Origin of the sequence: Gilvimarinus sp. 2_MG-2023, from assembly GCF_030547685.1 — a bacterium.
In the GTDB taxonomy this organism is placed as follows: domain Bacteria; phylum Pseudomonadota; class Gammaproteobacteria; order Pseudomonadales; family Cellvibrionaceae; genus Gilvimarinus.
This window is the reverse complement of sequence record NZ_JAUOQM010000053.1, coordinates 28,959-47,448: the sequence shown is the minus strand read 5'-3', so window position 1 is coordinate 47,448 and position 18,490 is coordinate 28,959. Positions and strand designations below refer to the sequence as shown.

Annotated in this window: 15 protein-coding genes; 12 read left to right on the top strand and 3 right to left on the bottom strand. The window is 52.1% G+C overall.

The features are described from left to right. Window positions 1-139: 139 nt before the first annotated feature. The 8 genes from thiI (at window position 140) to Q4526_RS15940 (ending at window position 8,008) form a co-directional block, all read left to right on the top strand. Window positions 140-1,612 (top strand): tRNA uracil 4-sulfurtransferase ThiI, encoded by a 1,473-nt coding sequence (gene thiI / locus Q4526_RS15975; RefSeq protein WP_215978123.1) that lies wholly within the window; start codon window positions 140-142, stop codon window positions 1,610-1,612. 9 nt (window positions 1,613-1,621) lie between these two features. Continuing rightward, entirely contained in the window at window positions 1,622-2,092 is a 471-nt protein-coding gene (locus Q4526_RS15970) for a hypothetical protein (RefSeq protein WP_215978122.1), read from the top strand. A gap of 163 nt (window positions 2,093-2,255) precedes the next feature. Continuing rightward, window positions 2,256-4,079 carry a translational GTPase TypA gene (typA, locus tag Q4526_RS15965; protein ID WP_215978121.1) on the top strand — a complete coding sequence of 608 codons (1,824 nt, stop codon included), beginning with the start codon at window positions 2,256-2,258 and terminating at the stop codon, window positions 4,077-4,079. 215 nt (window positions 4,080-4,294) lie between these two features. Further along, on the top strand, window positions 4,295-5,626 hold the full coding sequence (locus Q4526_RS15960) for a glycoside hydrolase family 2 TIM barrel-domain containing protein (protein WP_215978120.1): 1,332 nt from the start codon (window positions 4,295-4,297) through the stop codon (window positions 5,624-5,626). An 85-nt stretch (window positions 5,627-5,711) separates the two neighbouring features. Further along, a complete protein-coding gene (locus Q4526_RS15955) occupies window positions 5,712-6,056 on the top strand; it encodes a hypothetical protein (RefSeq protein ID WP_215978119.1) in 345 nt (114 codons plus the stop codon). Window positions 6,057-6,207: 151 nt separating this feature from the next. Further along, window positions 6,208-7,506: a sensor domain-containing diguanylate cyclase gene (locus Q4526_RS15950; protein ID WP_215978118.1), complete on the top strand. Its 1,299-nt coding sequence runs from the start codon at window positions 6,208-6,210 to the stop codon at window positions 7,504-7,506. 5 nt (window positions 7,507-7,511) lie between these two features. After that, the gene (locus tag Q4526_RS15945) at window positions 7,512-7,694 is read left to right on the top strand and encodes a hypothetical protein (RefSeq protein WP_215978117.1); all 183 of its coding nucleotides are present in this window, start codon (window positions 7,512-7,514) and stop codon (window positions 7,692-7,694) included. A 68-nt stretch (window positions 7,695-7,762) separates the two neighbouring features. Continuing rightward, window positions 7,763-8,008 (top strand): hypothetical protein, encoded by a 246-nt coding sequence (locus tag Q4526_RS15940; RefSeq protein WP_215978116.1) that lies wholly within the window; start codon window positions 7,763-7,765, stop codon window positions 8,006-8,008. Here Q4526_RS15940 and Q4526_RS15935 read toward each other — a convergent pair. Both Q4526_RS15935 and Q4526_RS15930 read right to left on the bottom strand, forming a co-directional pair. Continuing rightward, window positions 8,005-8,988 (bottom strand): two-component system response regulator, encoded by a 984-nt coding sequence (locus Q4526_RS15935; RefSeq protein WP_215978115.1) that lies wholly within the window; start codon window positions 8,986-8,988, stop codon window positions 8,005-8,007. The genes Q4526_RS15940 and Q4526_RS15935 overlap by 4 nt on opposite strands. Then, window positions 8,978-12,304, bottom strand: coding sequence for an MHYT domain-containing protein (locus tag Q4526_RS15930; protein ID WP_215978114.1), 3,327 nt, complete (start codon window positions 12,302-12,304; stop codon window positions 8,978-8,980). The genes Q4526_RS15935 and Q4526_RS15930 overlap by 11 nt, the downstream gene beginning before the upstream one ends. A gap of 200 nt (window positions 12,305-12,504) precedes the next feature. Here Q4526_RS15930 and Q4526_RS15925 point away from each other — a divergent pair, with 200 nt between their 5' ends. Further along, window positions 12,505-13,116, top strand: coding sequence for a DNA-3-methyladenine glycosylase I (locus tag Q4526_RS15925; protein WP_215978113.1), 612 nt, complete (start codon window positions 12,505-12,507; stop codon window positions 13,114-13,116). Between the two features lie 61 nt (window positions 13,117-13,177). Here the strand turns inward: Q4526_RS15925 and fusA are convergent, their stop codons facing one another. After that, complete coding sequence (gene fusA, locus Q4526_RS15920; protein WP_215978112.1) at window positions 13,178-15,268, bottom strand: elongation factor G; 2,091 nt, start codon at window positions 15,266-15,268, stop codon at window positions 13,178-13,180. Window positions 15,269-15,820: 552 nt separating this feature from the next. On the opposite strand from fusA, the gene Q4526_RS15915 reads away from it, so the two are divergent. The 3 genes from Q4526_RS15915 to Q4526_RS15905 all read left to right on the top strand — a co-directional run bounded on the left by Q4526_RS15915 (window position 15,821) and on the right by Q4526_RS15905 (window position 18,410). Further along, window positions 15,821-17,065, top strand: a complete 1,245-nt coding sequence (locus Q4526_RS15915; protein ID WP_215978111.1) for an EAL domain-containing protein — start codon at window positions 15,821-15,823, stop codon at window positions 17,063-17,065. 38 nt (window positions 17,066-17,103) lie between these two features. Then, on the top strand, window positions 17,104-17,847 hold the full coding sequence (locus tag Q4526_RS15910) for a gamma-glutamyl-gamma-aminobutyrate hydrolase family protein (RefSeq protein ID WP_215978110.1): 744 nt from the start codon (window positions 17,104-17,106) through the stop codon (window positions 17,845-17,847). Window positions 17,848-17,984: 137 nt separating this feature from the next. Further along, complete coding sequence (locus tag Q4526_RS15905) at window positions 17,985-18,410, top strand: DUF4168 domain-containing protein (RefSeq protein ID WP_215978109.1); 426 nt, start codon at window positions 17,985-17,987, stop codon at window positions 18,408-18,410. Window positions 18,411-18,490 lie beyond the last annotated feature (80 nt).

The following is an 18,490-nucleotide window of genomic DNA, read 5'->3' as shown; positions in this document are numbered from 1 at the left end:
GCGCAATGGTGTGCACCATAGTTGTGCTCGTGCACCACGTTTTGACTCATTATGGTGCGCATAAGGTTTGCGCATTTCGCTCAGGTACCTGATTGCATTATAATAACGCGTTTTTACTGCGCGCTTACAGTAGGCTTACATGCATTTCATCGTCAAGGTTTTCCCAGAAATAATTATTAAGAGTCCACCGGTGCGAAAGCGCTTTATTCGTCAGTTGCGAGATAATATACGGTCGCAGGTGGTAGAGGTGTCCAGTGACATTCGGGTCAGTCGCGACTGGGAAAAAGTCGAGCTGATCGCCAGTGATGCAGGGCTGAGCGACCAGGAGGTGGCTCAGCGTGAGGCCCGGGTGACGGAAATTTTGGCCCACACGCCAGGTATCGGTAGCTTTCTAAAGGTGTTGGAGTTTCCCTTGGGGGATATGCACCAAAACTTTGAGCAGGTGCTCGCTTGCTGGCAGGGGCGTTTGGTTGGCAAAACTTTTTGTGTGCGGGTAAAGCGCAGTGGTCGTCATGATTTTACCTCCACCGACGTTGAGCGCTATATCGGCGGTGGCTTAGCCCAGCATACGGAAAACGCCGGCGTGGTGTTGAAAAAGCCCGATGTGACCGTGCGTTTAGAAATTAAAGATGATCGTTTGTTAGTGGTTTCAAGTCTTCGCAGAGGCTTGGGGGGGTACCCACTGGGGTCGCAAGAGTCTGTGTTGTCACTCATTTCCGGTGGCTTTGACTCTACTGTGTCCACTTATTTGACCATGAAGCGCGGCATTCGCACCCATTTTTGTTTTTTTAACCTCGGCGGTCGCCAGCACGAGATGGGCGTTAAAGAGGTATCTTACTTTCTCTGGAATAAATACGGCGTTTCGCACCCTGTTAAATTTATCACCGTCCCCTTTGAGGGGGTGGTCAGTGAAATTCTGCAAAATGTCGACAACTCCTACATGGGGGTGGTGCTAAAGCGCATGATGATGCGCGCTGCCAGTCAGGTGGCGGCAGAGTTGAAGTTGCCCGCGCTGGTAACAGGGGAGAGTGTGGCCCAGGTGTCGAGCCAAACCTTGCCTAACCTCAATGTGATCGACCGAGTCACTGATACCTTAGTGTTGCGTCCATTGGTGACCATGGATAAAGGCGAAATTATTGATATTTCACGCCATATTGGCACCGAAACCTTTGCTGCCAGCATGCCTGAATATTGCGGGGTTATTTCGGTGCGACCCACCACTCGTGCCAAGCTCGACAAAGTGGTTGCGGTGGAAGAGAAGTTCGATTTTGCTGTATTGGAGCAGGCTGTGCAAAATAAGATCGTCTCGGATGTGCGCGATTTGGCTGAGTCAGTTATGCCCGAGCAACCGCTGGATATCGTGTCGAGCCTGCCCGTGGGTGGAGTGATTATTGATATTCGCCACCCCGACGAAGAGGCGCTCAAGCCATTGGCGGTTGGTGATGCCGAGGTGCTTAAAATTCCCTTTTATACTCTCAATAACGCGCTGGGGCAGCTCGAAGGCGAAAAGCGGTATTATTTGTATTGCGATAAAGGCATTATGAGTCAATTGCACGCCTCTCATTTGGTGGAGGATGGCCAGTCAAATATCGGCGTCTATCGCCCTGAGTGATCAGTGATTATGCGCAAAAAACACAGGGCATCAGTGTTGCAGGGAGCCGTATTGGGATTGGCGGCATTTGGGTTGGTGATGTTGTCGGTTGGTGCTACCTTGTATTTTTCAGGGGTTCCACTCGGTGAATTTGACTTTAATCGAGATCAGGCTGAACAAGAGCGCTATCGCCATTCAACCATGACCGATGCCCGTATACACTGCGAAGAGCGAATGCAGGAGTCTTTCGTTGATCGCATTCGGGTCATGCACGTAGATAAATTCAGCAGTCGTCATGACAGGTCGACCAATCAGTTTAAGATTTATATCGAAGCTGAGATTTTTAAGGACTCCAGCCGAGAGCCTCCCGTGCGTGAAATGTTTATCTCTTGTTTTACCAATGCCGAGTCCGGGCTGATAGAGCTGTTCCAGTTTGCCGGCGACAGCGAGGGGCAAATTGGCTCCGATGGTGAAGAGCCGACCAATTATTTTGGTCTTTGAGGCGGCAAAAGCCACTCACTAGGGATTATTTCCTCAATAGTGCCTAAAAACTGATCTTTTTCATTCCTGTTATCCCTTGAGACCGTTATAATGCGCGCCTTTTTAGCGGTAGAGGCTTCGAGTTGTCTGCCGCTGTCATTTCCCCAAAGTACTGAGGCACACTGTGACCACCCAATCCGACATCGCTAATTTGCGTAATATCGCCATTATCGCCCACGTTGACCATGGCAAAACCACTCTGGTGGACAAGCTGTTGTCTCAGTCTGGCACGCTGGATCGCCGCGACGAAGGCGCCGAGCGCATCATGGACTCCAATGATCAGGAGCGTGAGCGCGGCATTACCATCTTGGCTAAAAATACCGCCATTCGCTGGAATGACTACCGAATTAACATTGTAGACACCCCTGGGCACGCTGACTTTGGTGGTGAAGTAGAGCGCGTTCTGTCGATGGTGGACTCAGTATTGCTGCTGGTGGACGCCGTTGACGGCCCTATGCCGCAAACGCGTTTTGTAACCAGCAAAGCGTTTGAAAAAGGTCTGAACCCGATTGTGGTGATCAATAAAGTTGACCGCCCCGGTGCTCGCCCTGACTGGGTTGTGGATCAGGTATTTGATCTGTTCGACCGCTTGGGTGCTACCGACGAGCAGCTCGATTTCCCGATTATTTACGCCTCAGCTCTTAACGGTGTTGCCGGCCCCGAGCCAGATGAGCTGGCCGAAGACATGACCCCGCTGTTTGAAATGATCACCGAGCATGTGAAGGCACCTGCAGTTGATATCGACGGTGATTTCCAAATGCAGATTTCCGCACTCGACTACAACAGCTACGTTGGGGTTATTGGTATTGGTCGCATTAGCCGCGGCTCGCTCTCACCCAACCAACAGGTAGTGGTAGCCAAGCGTGAAGGTGCACCTAAAAAAGCCAAGGTTCTGCAGGTAATGGGTTATCACGGTCTGGAGCGTGTCGACACCGATCGCGCCACCGCCGGTGACATTGTCTGTATTACCGGTATCGATGGGTTGGATATTTCCGACACATTATGTGCCCCCGATGCGGTAGAGGCGCTGCCCGCCCTGACGGTTGATGAGCCTACCGTGAGCATGACTTTCCAGGTTAACGACTCACCGTTTGCCGGTAAAGAAGGTAAGTTTGTCACCAGCCGCAACATTCGCGAGCGACTGGATCAAGAGCTGATTCATAACGTGGCACTGCGCGTTGTGCAGGGCGACAGCCCCGATAAATTCGTCGTATCCGGCCGTGGTGAGCTGCACTTGTCGGTACTGATTGAGAACATGCGCCGTGAAGGCTTTGAGTTGGGTGTGTCACGCCCCGAGGTTATTCAGCGCGAAGTGGATGGCGAGATTCACGAGCCCTACGAGAATGTGGTGATTGATGTTGAAGATCAGCACCAGGGCTCGGTGATGGAAGAGATCGGCTTGCGCCGTGGCGAAATGACCAACATGGAGCCAGACGGTAAAGGTCGCGTTAAGCTGGAGTTCTTGATTCCATCGCGCGGTTTGATTGGCTTTCGCGGTCAGTTCCTCACCATGACCTCTGGCTCGGGCATCATGACCAGCATCTTCGACCACTACGGCCCGGTCAAAGGCGGTGACATTATCAGCCGTCACAACGGCGTACTGATCTCTATGGTTAAGGGTAAAACTTTGGCTTACGCGCTCTTTACTTTGCAAGATCGCGGTCGTCTATTCTTAGGCCACGGCGCCGAGGTCTACGAAGGTCAGGTTATTGGTATTCACTCGCGCGATAACGACTTGAGCGTTAACCCGACCAAAGCGAAACAGCTGAATAACATTCGTGCCGCCGGTACTGATGAAGCGCTGACGTTGTCGCCACCAGTTCGCCACACGCTTGAGCAGGCGTTGGAATTTATTGAAGACGACGAGCTGGTTGAAGTGACGCCCGAGTCAATTCGTGTGCGTAAAAAGCTGTTGACCGAGAATGAGCGCAAGCGCGCTAAAAAATAAGTAATACTTTGGTCGGATGTCTGAGCTCGGGCATCTAATCCAATCATTGCTTGGCAAACCCCGCTATAGGCGGGGTTTGTTGTTTCTGGGGCTTTATTTTGCTCTAGACAGTGTGCCACTTTTCTCTGCGTCCCACTTTGCTTATTTCTGATAGGTGGGGCGAGTCCGTTCAAACCGCGTGCTTCAATAATCCAAAATAATATCGAGGTTATTGTATGCTGGTAAAATTCCTAGCGTGGTTAGCGCCCGTTTTGTTTGTTTCCCTTCTGACTTCTACGGCCTGCGCCGAAGACAATAACGGCCCTCGCGAGGTTGATATTGTCAAAGTCGATAACGTCTACCAGCTAAGGGTCGAGGGTCAGCCGTTTGAGGTGCGAGGCGTGGGTGGTTCGCCTATAGGCAGTATGGATCTACTGGTGGCGATAGGCGGTAACAGTGTTCGTACCTGGAATACGAGCAAGGCCGACCAGTTGCTGGCCGAAGCAAAAAAACATGGCGTTATGGTGGCTTTGGGATTTGATACCGACAAAGAGCTGCACGGTTTTGATTACAACGACGAGGCCGCTGTTGCCGAGCAGTTCGAGGCCTTTAAAACAGCCGTTCAGACTTACAAAGATCACCCCAACTTACTGGCTTGGGTCGTCGCTAACGAGCCCAATTTGCTGATGGGCGAAGATGGCTCCCCCCAGGATGTGAACCCTAAAGTGTATGCGGCGATCAACGACATGATCGAGTATATACACCAGCACGACCCCAACCATCCGGTCACTTACACTTTTGCCGGCGCTTCTGAACAGCATATTAAAACCGCGCTGCAGTATACGCCCGATGTCGATTTTATTTCGGTGCAGTTGTATGGCGATGTCGGCAGCTTACCGGAAATCATCGAGGGCCATAATATCGACAAGCCCTACATGGTTACCGAGTATGGCGCCATCGGTCACTGGGAGCGTCCGGCAACCGAATGGGGGCGCGAAATTGAAGAGCCGAGTGGCGAGAAGGCCCGAACCATGGCGCTGCGTATGCGCGATGCCTTCGCGGGCAACCCCACCGGTAAGGTGATTGGCTCCTACGCGTTTTTGTGGGGGCAAAAGCAAGAGCGTACCCCCACCTGGTACGGTATGTTTAACGCCGACGGCAAACCCAATGCCCGTATCGATGAGTTATCGCATTTCTGGACCGGGCAATACCCAGATAACCGTGCGCCGCTGGCCGCCGATATTCGGTTAAACGGTAAACTTGCCACCGACAGCGTCTACCTTAAGCCGGGGCAGCGGGTCGAAGCTGACGTGGCCGTGCAGGACCCGGACGGCGACCCGATTGACTATCAGTGGGAGCTGCTAAAAGAGGTAAAGACTAGAAGCCAGGGCGGCGCCTTTGAGCAAAAGCCCGCGACCGTTCCGCTTCAGGTTATTGAGCAAGGCTCAGGCCGCCTTGTCTTTACGGCGCCAATTGCAGAGGGCGACTATCGACTCTATTCTTATACCTATGATGGCAAAGGCAAAGTGGGTAATGCGAATTTTCCTTTTTACGTGAAGTTAAACTGACGGCAAGATAATCGTTCGCAGGTTAAAATTCTGTGGGCGAACTTGCTAAGTGATCTTGCCCTTCTTTTGGTTAAAAGGACTTAAAATGTACGTTGTTAAATGGATAATCGGTTCTTTAGCCTTAGTGGCGTTATTAACTGGCTGTATTTATGTGCCCAAGGTGGTGCATAAATACGATTCTGAATGCCAGATTATGGTTCGTCAGACCGAGTTGGAGGTGAGCACCGTGAATCATCTGCTCCGCTGTGAAGGGGAGCGCTGTGCGGGGGCGTTAGTCTCGGCAGGGTTGGTCAGTACCGGCAGTGCGATTATCTCGGGGAGTATTGTGCTGGTGTCCAATACCGTCTATTGGTTCGAAAAAAATATCGACTGTCGCTCTGCCAGGCGTGCGCATGCATCAGAGTTGGCCGATCAACCCTCTGATGCATGACTCAATACTTTAAGTGAGTCGGGGCCACTTTTTATTTGCCTGGGGTTCATGGATAATCGTTGTAAAGGCGCTGGTTGTATTGCGTGCCAATACAACATGACCCAATAACCCGTATCACCCAATGACCAAACCCTGTGGCGGCCCACGCGCAATGACCTCACGCTTATCCCATTTGCTCCATATTCGTGACCATAAAGAGTTGCGGCTTTACGAACTGATTCCCGATGTGGTGTGGATTTTTGATGTCGATGATCACAAGTGGTGGTGGGGTAATCAGGCTGCTATTGATTTTTGGGGGCTCGCCAATCTGGATGAATTGATCAATAAAGATTTATCGGGAGACACACAGGGTGCCCGTGATCGCACTTGGCAAACCTTCGAGCTTGCTCAACAGCAGGGGTTAACGATTGACCCCTGGACAACCTACCCCCAGGGCAAACCAAAAACGCTTTATATGCGCCACCGCGCCGTGCTGGTGGGGCCAGACAAGCACCGCGCGATCATTGCCTATATCAACGAGCAGGTCAATTTGGGCGAAACCCCGGAGAATCTGCTGTTGGTGGAAGCTATGCGCTACACCCGGGTACTGGTTACCAGCTTTGATATGAATGGCACACGGGTCACCGAAAACCCGGCCGCCACCGAAGCCTACCCCCAGCAAACAGAGCGGGAGGCGGGCGTTAGTGAATTTGTTGCGCGCTTTGTCCGCCCCGAGGATGGCCGCGAGTGTTTGCAAAAGGCAAAGCGGGCACCCGGCGGGCGCTGGACCTATGAAATGCGCACCGCTCAGGGCGTGCGCCGCCATACTTTGGATATTCGCCATACCCGCCATCCGCTCACCGGCGACTTCCTATTGCTGATGGTGGAATACGATGTCACGGATCTACAGCAGGCACTGGATGATGCCGATCAGGCCAAATCACAGTTGCAAAAAATGGCGCACTACGACCCTCTGACCCAGCTGCCAAATCTACGACTGTTTGAGCGACAGGGTGCGGCAATACTGAGTTCGGCGCAGCGTGCCGGTTCTCAGGTGGCCATTTTATTTATTGACCTGGACGGCTTTAAAGCCGTCAATGACCAGTACGGTCATCAAACCGGCGACGTGTTGCTCAAGGCCGTTGCCGAACGTTTGCAGGAACACTGCCGCCAGTCGGACTTGCTGGCGCGCATTGGCGGAGACGAGTTTGTCCTGTTACAGTCCAATGTTACAGATAGAGCCAATGTCGAGCACTTGGCAAACAAACTGGTGGCGTTGATTGCCCAGCCCTTTCGTTTGGGCGGTGTGTCGCAACCACTCACCCTGGGAGGCAGCATTGGTATTGCTTGCTACCCCGTGGATGGCGAGCAAATGCAAGTATTGCTGGATAAGGCGGACCAAGCGATGTATCAGGTTAAGCAGTCCGGCAAAAGTCACTACACATTTTATACGCCCGAATCACAGAGGTAATGAAGATGAATATCATATTGCGTTTGGCCGTTGTGGTCGGTTGTTTCTTTGCCGCAATAGCTTGCTTTGTTTTTGCTGCACCTGTGGGCGGCGCTTTGTTTATTGTCGCCGGTGTTATTTTTGAGGGGCTGATGTGGCGCGGTGTTTTTGGTGTGGCAAAGCCCGGTAAGCATAGAAGAGCCAGTTAATTAGCAAGCCTCTGTCCACCGGTTGAGCGGTGACTTACTTTTACCTGACAAATTTATATGGAGGTCGAATGACTCTGGAGCGTATCGTCTCAATTTTTCTATTGGCTATTCTTGCAAGCGCTTGCTCACAGGTTTACTACGATCCGGGTTACTCCAAAGACGGTTTGCGTGAAGGTTACGAGCCCGACCTTGAAGCTTGTCAGGAAGCCTTTGCAGACTCTGCGACTCAGCGAGATGCTTGTATGGCTGAAAAAGGCTGGACTCGCTCCGACGCTATTAAAGTGGAGCGCGAGCCAGATTCTGCCATTGATTAACGGTTGTACCGTTGTTTGATGTCCAGCAATTGCGTTTTAATGCCGAGAAAGGTGGCCGTCAGTACCGGATCAAAATGTTTACCCGCCTGCTCGGCAATATATTCAAACGCCTGATCGGTTGGCCAAGCCTCTTTATAGGGGCGCTTAGAGGTCAGGGCATCGAACACATCGGCTAGGGTAACAATGCGCGCCTCAATGCTGATTTGCTCGCCCTGCAAGCCGTAGGGGTAGCCGCTGCCGTCCCACTTTTCGTGGTGTTCCATCGCCAGCTTGTGCGCCAGACGCAGCAGGGGCGAGTCGGAGTTTTCTAAGATTTTTCCGCCGATGGTGGTGTGCTCTTTAATTTTATCGAACTCACTGTGAGTCAACTTGCCCGGCTTTAATAAAATCGCATCCGGGATGCCGATCTTCCCCACATCGTGCATCGGTGCGGCCTGGCGAATAATTTCCGCATCGTCTTCGTTAATGCCATGCGCCAGTGCCAAGGCCTTACTGTACCGACTCATGCGCAAAATATGCTCGCCGGTATCTTCGTCTTTATATTCCGCAGCCGCTCCCAGTCTTTGCACTAAATCTACATGAGCCTTTTTAAGTTGTTCGGCCTGCACCAGTGATAAGTGGGTGCGCACCCGAGCCCGCACCAGCGCTGGTGTAATGGGCTTGATAATGTAGTCCACCGCGCCCACTTCAAAGCCTTGAAATTCATCGTTGTTATCGCTCAGCGCGGTGACAAAAATGACCGGTATATGCTGGGTATTGGGATTGTTTTTCAGTGCTTTACACACCTCTATTCCGCTCATTTCCGGCATCATGACATCGAGCAGTATCAAGTTGGGCACTTGTTCATCGGCAAGCTTAAGCGCGGCCTGGCCGGATTTAGCAAAAGAGAGCTGGTAGGTATCGGCCAGCACGTTTTGCATGACTTTTAGGTTGGTGGGCTCATCGTCCACCACCAGAATTCGCAAAGGGTTATGTGGCATGGTTGCGGTGTGTCATCTCTTCGTTGAGCGTGTTGATCAATTGGCTAAGTATTTGTTGCGCTTGCCCGAATTCGAACTCTTCAAAAGCAAGAGCAAGTGACTCTACCAGTGTTTTTTGACTTCCGGTGGCATAGGCTTGCAGTTGCTCTAACAGGGCGTCATCGGTTTGGGCTGCCTCGGCTTTTGCCTGCAGTTGTTGGCAAAGTGGCAGTAGCTCAGCCAAGTTAATGCTCGATGCTTGTCGAGTATCTTGTTCGCTGCCGGCCGTCTCGCCTGAAACTTCTTGCTTAATGGTCGCAATGATCGCCGGCAAGCCTTGGGCGACTTCCCGTAGCTTGGGTTCGCTTTGGCAGAGCTCCATCTCGGTTAATACTCGTGCCAGCTCGATTAAGCCGAGGTTGCCGGCGGTGCCTTTAAGTTTGTGTAGACTGTGGGCCAACACCTCAGCTGCCTGGCCTTCGTGGCCGAGCGCTAAAATTTCATTCTCCAACTTTTGTAAGAATAGTCGTATCTCTTGTATCTGTCTTTCCCTGCTGCCCCAGAGCAATTCACCGTGGTCGAAATCAATGGCGGAATCTTGCGGCGGCGCTATGCTGGTCGTGGTCTCGTGCTGGATGCCGAGGGCATTGGCCATTTCGCCAAACAATTGGGGCGGATCAATGGGCTTATTGGCAAATCCATTCATGCCGGCATCGAGTGCAGCCTTTTGATCCTGCTGTAGCACGCTGGCAGTCAGGGCGATGATGGGGATTTGTGGGCGTTGATGTTCTTGCTCGTAGGCGCGAATTCTTTCAGTGGCGCAAATGCCGTCGCACTCGGGCATATGAACATCCATCAGAATGATATCGACGGGTTCATTTTTATAGCGCTCAATAGCTTCTAGCCCATTACAGGCGGTAATCACGCTGTGCCCTTCACGCTGCAGCAGTAGCTGCAAGAGATCAATATTGGTGTCGATATCGTCAACCGCCAACACCTTCTGCGCCGGCAGGTGCAGTCCGCTCAAGGGTGCTTTAGGGGCAAGCTTATGCTTGTCGCCCGGAGGCAGCGGCAGGTGAAAGTAAAAACAACTGCCTTCTCCTAATTGGCTGCGGGCATTAATTTCACCGTCCATTAACTCCACCAGTTGTTTGCTGATGGTAGTGCCAAGGCCGGTGCCACCAAAACGCCGGGTGGTTGTGTTGTCCGCCTGTTCAAATGGTTGGAAAATAGTTTTTAAGCGTGCAGGGGCTACGCCAATTCCAGAGTCGATGACTTCGAATAGCACGCGCGAGTTTTCTGTCGTGCTGACCTTTAAGGCGACACTGCCGGTATCGGTAAACTTGACCGCATTGCCAAGCAGGTTGTTGAGCACTTGTTGCAGTCGGTTGCTATCACCGATGCGCACATCGGAAAGGTCGGGGGCCACCTCAAGAGTTAAATCAATACCCTTGCGTTTGGCGAGCAGCCAAAAAGTGGAAATAATAGTGTCGAGCAACTCGCGCAGAGAAAAATGTTCGTGGTGGATGTCCAGTTTTCCTTTCTCGAGTTTGGCCGAGTCGAGAATATCGTTTAGCAGGTGCATCAAAGATCGGGCCGAGGTGTTAATGGTTCCCAAATGCTTTTTTTGTTCACTGCCGAGGCGGGACTCCAGCAGCACTTCACTAAACCCGATGATGGCGTTCATTGGGGTGCGAATCTCATGACTCATGTTGGCCAAAAAAGCCTGCTTGGCTTGCGCCGCTTGCTCGGCCTGTTGTTTGGCCGCTTTTAGCTCGTCCTCGTATTGACGCCGCTCGGTAATATCAATCAACACACCGTCGATCCACAGCGCTTCGCCCTGGGTGTTGAAATAAAAGCTGCCCTGATCGAGCACCCAGCGCAATTCGCCACTGCGGTGGTGAATACGATATTCCATGGAGTAGTTAGAGTGAGACTCCAGTGCCTGATTGATGCCGTTGTCAATCATGGGTAAATCGTCGGTATGGAGAACATCGCCCAGTTCGATAGTACGCTGCATGAAGTCGTCCAGTGGGTAGCCGGTGAGCTCCTCAATACTGGGGCTGGCAAATATCATCGACCAGTTTTCATTAATTTCACAGCGAAATGCCACCCCGGGAATATTGTTAAGCAAAGAGCGGTGCTGGTGCTCCTTTTGCTCAAGATTTTCCTGCAGAATCTGCTGGTCGGTTAAATCGGTAAGAAAAGCCACATACATGGTTTGATTGTGAGGGAGCGGGACCTCGCCCACACCGAAGCGAATAGGGAGGTTGTGTCCTTCTTTGTGACGGACCTGCACGGTTTGGTTGCGACCGACAAAATCCGCTAGGGCCTTTGATTGATCGGCATCAAGGCGAGCGCTGCTAAGAGGGGTGTCCTCTGTCAGGCTAGTTGCGGGTAGACCGATAAGCTCCTCTTTGGGGTAGCCGGTGATTTTTTCCACCGCGGGGTTGGCACCGATAATTAAGCCGTGTTCGTCCATGGTCACAATGCCGTCCACGGCAGTGGACAGGATGGCGCTTAGGCGCGATTCGCTCTCGGTTTTTTCTGCCAGCAGCAACTTAAAGCGGACCAAGCCATTGATAACCGCCACACTGAGAGTGAGCAAGATACTGGCGCAGGCCACGCTGATGGCGATAAACGACAAGTCCGCCTGCACTGTAGGTTGGTTGGGTTGTTGTATACCGGTGTCGATAAACCGAGTGGCTAGCATGCCCATATAGTGCATGCCAGACACCGCCAAGCCCATGATAAGGGAACATATGGCTCGGTTATATCCGGTGGGAATGGCGGGCCAAATTTTAGGCAAGTAGTAACGTACCAATATGGCGGTCAGCGAGAGGCCAACCGCGACCACAATAGACAGCCCAAACAGCAAAGGGTCGTAGCGCAGCAGTGGCGCTAGCTCCATGGCGGCCATACCGCTGTAGTGCATGGTGCCGATGCCTGAGCCCAGCAGCAGCGCACTAAAAAGCATATTGCTGAAGCTGGCCTTGGCGGTCAGTAAATAGCTGGTGCACAGGCAGGCCAGCACCGCAGGCCCTGCGGAGAGGAAGGTGATGGTTGGATCGTAATGGATTTCGTTGCATAGTGAGAAGGCAAGCATGCCGATAAAGTGCATGCTCCAAATGCCTCCCGCCATCACCAGTGATGAGGTGATTCGAGCCACATGAGTGTAGAGTGGAAAGGGCGTGCGCCGGGCCAGCTCTAGTAAGTACAGGGTAAAATAACTGGCAAATACAGCGATGCCGAGAGATAGAGCGACAAGCTTGCCGTTGTATACGCCACTGAGAACAAGACTCGGGTCGTGATGGGTTAAGAAAAAGTTATCCAGCATGATCAAATCCGAGGGCTGCTCTGGGCAGGGTGGTTGAAGGCGCGTAAGCTCGGTGCGCACAGTACTAGTGTAGGCAAGTCGAGAGAGAAATGAAACAAACGCCAAGGCGAAACCTTATACGTTGAGCAGGCTCGTATGGATGTATGGCCGTGTGCCGTGGGTGAATGAATTGCTGGCAGTTGAGCGAACAAGAGGGGCGTATGATGAAAACGGTAGCGGGGCCAGATGGTAAGCCGCGTTGCGGCTGGTGCAGCAATGTTGAGGCGTTTTTCCCCTATCACGATAACGAATGGGGCTATCCGGTCGCTGATGACCGCACACTATTCGAGAAACTATGCCTGGAAAGCTTTCAGTCGGGGCTGAGTTGGCGCACGATTTTGACTAAGCGGGAGAACTTTCGCCGAGCGTTCCGGTATTTTGATTTTAACCAAGTGGCCGAGTTTACAGAGCAAGATGTCGAGCGCTTATTGCAAGATGAGGGGATTGTTCGCCACCGGGGTAAAATTGAAGCGGTGATTAATAATGCTAAACGAGCGCAGGAGTTGGTGGCGCGTGAAGGGTCTATTGCCGCTTACGTCTGGCAATTTGAGCCTTTAAAAGAGTGTGCGGCCCAGTCCCAGACCACCTCAGATGAGTCTGTAGCGCTGGCTAAGGCGTTGAAAAAACAGGGTTGGAAGTTTGTGGGCCCTACCACGGTCTTTGCCTTTATGCAGGCGATGGGGTTGGTGAATGATCACCTTGAAGCCTGTGTCATGCGTAATAAGGTAGCTCAGGCGCGGGCTGAATTTAAACGCCCTAAGTCGCGCACTTGAACGACGGACACAAAAAAGCCCGCATCAATCATGATGCGGGCTTTTTTAGCGTGGCGGTTGCTTACTTCTTCTCAGCCGCTTCGCGTTCTTTCACCTTGGCAATCACTTCTTCAGTTACGTTGGCCGGGCATGGAGAGTACTGCGAGAACTCCATAGAGAATTGGCCGCGACCCGAAGTCATGGTGCGCAGGCTGCCGATGTAACCAAACATCTCGGACAGCGGAACTTCTGCCTTGATGCGAACGCCGGTGGCGTTTGGCTCTTGGCCGCTGATCATGCCGCGACGACGGTTCAAGTCACCAATCACATCACCTACGTGATCTTCTGGAGTAAACACGTCTACCTTCATCATTGGCTCCAGCAGCTGAGGGCCAGCTTTGGGCATAGACTGACGGAAAGCGCCTTTAGCGGCGATTTCAAAGGCAACTGCCGAGGAGTCAACCGCGTGGAAAGCACCGTCGAACAGCTCAATCTCAACGTCAAGCACAGGGAATCCAGCCAGTGGGCCTTTTTCCATCATGCCTTTAAAGCCTTTCTCAATCGCTGGGAAGAATTCTTTCGGTACGTTACCGCCCACAACACTAGAGCTGAAGGTGAAGTCAGAATTTGGCTCACCTGGCTTGATGCGGTAGTCAATTTTACCAAACTGACCAGAACCACCAGACTGCTTCTTGTGGGTGTAAGAATCTTCGATTTCCTGGGTAATGGTTTCGCGGTAAGCCACTTGAGGCTGACCCACTTCCATTTCAACGCCGTAGGTGCGCTTCAGGATGTCGACTTTAATGTCCAAGTGCAGCTCGCCCATACCTTTAAGAATGGTTTCGCCAGAATCTTGGTCGGTTTCAACCTGGAAGGATGGATCTTCGGCAACCATCTTACCAATGGCGATACCCATCTTCTCGGTAGAACCTTTATCTTTGGGTGCAACAGCGATCGAGATAACGGGATCTGGGAACACCATGGCTTCTAGCGTACAAGGGTTTTTCGGATCACACAGAGTGTGACCAGTTTGTACGTTCTTCATGCCCACGATGGCAATAATGTCACCGGCTTGGGCGTGAGTCAGCTCGTTGCGCTCGTCAGCTTGCATTTCTACCATGCGGCCTACACGTTCGGTTTTACCGGTGAACGAGTTGAGGATGGTGTCGCCTTTGTTTAACTTACCGGAGTAAATACGAACGAAGGTCAGGGCGCCGAAACGGTCGTCCATAATTTTAAACGCCAAGGCCCGGAACGGCTCGTCGGCACTTACAATGGCTTTATCGCCAGTGGGGTTACCTTCTTCGTCAGTCAAATCTTGCGGATCAACTTCGGTTGGCGCGGGCAGGTAATCATTAACCGCGTTCAGAACCAGCTGCATACCTTTGTTCTTAAAGGCAGAACCACAGTAAGTGGGGAAGAATTCCAGATCGCGAGTACCCTTACGGATACAGCGCTTAACGTCTTCTTCAGATGGTTGTTCACCATCCATGTAAGCCATCAGCAGGTCGTCGTCCATCTCCAGGGCGGTTTCGATCAGCTGCTCGCGGTACATTTCGACATCGTCTTTCATGTCTTCTGGAACATCTTCGATCGAGTAGTTTTCGGGCTGACCAGAATCGTCCCATACGTAAGCTTTTTGGCTCAGCAGGTCAACAACACCGCTGAAGGTGTCTTCGCGGCCGATTGGCAGAGTCATCACCAGTGGCTTGGCGCCCAGAACGTTTTTGATTTGATCTACCACGTTAAGGAAGTCGGCACCGATACGGTCCAGCTTGTTAACGAAGATGATACGAGCCACTTCAGACTCGTTGGCGTAGCGCCAGTTGGTTTCTGATTGGGGTTCAACACCACCAGAACCACAGAATACGCCGATGCCGCCGTCCAGAACTTTAAGCGAACGGTAAACCTCAACGGTAAAGTCAACGTGCCCAGGGGTGTCGATGACGTTAAAGCGGTGGCCTTGCCACTCACAGGTTACAGCCGCGGACTGAATGGTAATACCGCGCTCAGCTTCCTGATCCATAAAGTCAGTGGTGGACTCACCCTCGTGCACTTCACCCAGCTTATGGATTTTACCGGTAAGCTTCAGGATACGCTCGGTCGTGGTGGTTTTACCCGCGTCAACGTGGGCAAAGATCCCGATGTTTCTGTATAAACTAAGGTCTGTCATGTCGATACTCGTATAATCAAGGCCAAAAATTGGACGGCATTGTACAGCGTTGCGGGGTTCAATTGCCAATGGCAATTGGTCTTAAAACGTCTTTATGGGGGTGTTTTTTGACTATCGGGGTGGGTGCGAGGCATTTTGGTGGAAATTAAGCGTATTGTATTAATTTTGGGCTATCGATTCCTGCCTTGTGATAGCTCGGTGCTATTGATTGGTTTGTCTTCAAAAGGTCATAAAGAATGTCGTGCGCGGCGCTTTCTAAGCATTATCGATTGCCTCTAAGTGGTGCGAGGTGGCGCACCGCTTCGGTGCTTTGGTTGTGCGATTTACGCCTAAAGGCTCGGTGGTCGTTTTCGGTCGCGCTTCCAAAGTGCTTTAAAATTGCGCGTCGGAGGGCGCGCGGTTGTGTTTACCGCTTTATTTGTTTGCATTCAGCATTGTGGAATACATTCTGCTATGAGAGGGGCATTCCGCTCAATAGTAGCGTTGTATGGCCCATCAACCATTTTTGCAGGGGCCCGCGCGAAAAAGCGATTTTTGACAGTGAGATAAGATGTGAACCGTTACAGCTCTATACCACCTTTCGCGTCTGATGTAGGCATTGACGCCGCTCTTGATCAGTATTTCCCTTATTATCAGCCCCTCATTGAATTGAGCACCGGGCAAGTGGTTGGGCACGAAGCGCTCGCCCGCACAACAAATGAACAGGGCCAAGTCATCTCGGCGGCGCCTTTGTTTTTTGATTCGAGCCTCCCGGAGGACTGGGTGTTGAATGTCGACCGCGCAATTAGGCGACAGGCATTGCACGGTTACGCCCATATGCCTGCGGATTCTTTTATCGCGTTGAATATTTCACCTGTGTGGATCGATCGTTTGGCGAATATGAACGTGATCCCCACCTTGGCGATGATCGAGGAGGTTGGGCTGGATCCTAAGCGTGTAGTGGTTGAGGTTACTGAGCGCAGTGGTGATTTAGAGAATTTAAAATTTCTAACTCGCGAATATCAGCGTCACGGTATCCGGGTTGCGATTGATGATTTTGGCTCGGGGGCCTCGCAGGTGGATCGCATTATTGCGCTCGAGCCTGACATCATTAAGTTAGACATGGGGCTCTTTAAGGAGGCGTCTCGCGGTGGAGGAGCCGCCGATATTGCCCTGTCTATGACCTCTATGGCCATGCGCGCTGGCTGCCAAATTGTTTGTGAGGGGGTGGAGACGCAAGACGAATTCGATTTTGCCGTTGAGTGTGGCGCCGATATTGTACAGGGGTGGATTTACGCTCCGGCACGGGCCAACCCTATTAGCAGTAATGCTTATGTCGAGCCGACACAAACATTAAAACGGCAGTACCTTGAGCGCAAGGCGGCCACCTTTGAGCGCAGCTACCGCCACCGGTTATCGGTAGAGCAACTCGCGCGCCAGCTGTGCGGTTGGTGGCGGGCGTGTGAAGATATTTCTTTGCTGCACCGCAACGTCCAACTCGCCACCTTTCAAGAGTTGGGGATACTGCGCTTTTATTTGTGTAACAGTACCGGGACCCAAGTATCTCCCAACTTTGAACTCTCGGGCGACAGTGTTCAATCAGACGGTGCAATGCAGGGGCGCAACTGGAGCCACCGACCGTACTTCCCCCACTTGATTGGCATCCGAGACTTACCCCTTGAGCAAATGGTGGTTTCCGGCGCTTACCGCGATATACGCAGTGACGATATGTGTAAAACCTATGCCGTGGTCTTGGCTGAAGACAGTATTTTAATGCTCGATGTGCAAGTGCATGATCAAGTACTTTTTACCCGCTAACCCACTCTCATACATACTCCCTTAATAGGGGCACTGCTATGTTGCCGATCGCCATTTACAATACCGACACCATTGCACCACATTTGGCTGTCGAGCATGGCCAATACCCAGATATGTTTGTGCGCAGTCTTGCCAGGCAGGCTCCTTTGCAGAGGTTTGAGCGTTTTGACGTGAATCGCGAACAGTGCCCGCAGTCGCTCGATGGTTTTAGTGGTGTCATTATCACCGGCAGTCAGTCGGCCGCGTATGATCACGACCCTTGGATTAATCGACTAAAACAGCACATTGTCGATTTAGTTGCGCAGCGCGTTCCGGTTGTGGGTATTTGTTTTGGTCATCAAGTGATTCACCAAGCGCTCGGTGGGCGTGTGGAGAAGGCAACTGCTGGGTGGTGTGTGGGCACTCACTACAATCGGTTAACCGATAGGGCCAAGTCGTTAGGTTTTGCCGGCGATGGGTTTCATTTGCTGTCGAGCCATCAGGACCAGGTGCAGGCGATGGCGCCAGGCGCCGAATGTTTGGCTAGCACACCGGATTGTCCCATCGCCATGACTTACATCGCGCCGAGCGTTTTGACTTTTCAGGGGCACCCCGAGTTTACGTTGGCCTATGCGCGGGCTTTGATGGAGGGGCGGGTGCGCGCAATTGGCGATAAGAAGGTTCAGGGGGCCTTGGCGACGTTAACCGAGCCGCTGGATGACGAGCGAGTGCTGTCGTGGATACTTCGTTTTCTACACTTTGGGGCGCAGGTGGGTGACGGCGCCGTGACCGCTGAATTGTAAATTGTGCATCAATCGTCTTGTCAATTTTACAAAACCCACCGAGCTGCCATCTTAAATAGAGTCAAATCAATAGGTTACATCTGGGCATGGTTCCTGCAGTTGAGGGTTGACCATTTTGAAAGTTCTAAGGAGATAATATGAAAATTGCTAAATCCGCTCTGCTCAGCGCAATGTTTGCAGCAACGCTTGCCTCTACCGCCGTACAAGCCCAAGAGGCCCCGCAAAAACCAGCCATGCCCGAGGCGGCCGCACAAGCCGCACAAACGATGGATGTCAGTGATGGCCAGGTGGCAGAATTTGCCGATGCTTATGTTGCTGTGCAGTCGCTGAGTAAGCAGTATGGTGCGCAAGTCCAGCAGGTGACTGATCCGGAAGAGAAGCAATCTTTGCAAAAGCAAACGCAAGGTCAAATCCAGTCCGCGATTAAAGATTCCGGCTTAAGTTTGGATGAATACAAAAACATTGCCCGTGCTGCGAATGCCAATGAAGAGCTGCGTGAGCGCATTTCCGTTGCGGTTAATGATATTGTTCAGCCCGAACTCAACGAAGAGTCTGGTAGTTAAACCACATGGCTGCGGGATCAGCTCGCAGCCAGTGTTCCCTTGATTTCCCGCCTTATAATTGCTATCCGCTATCCGCTATC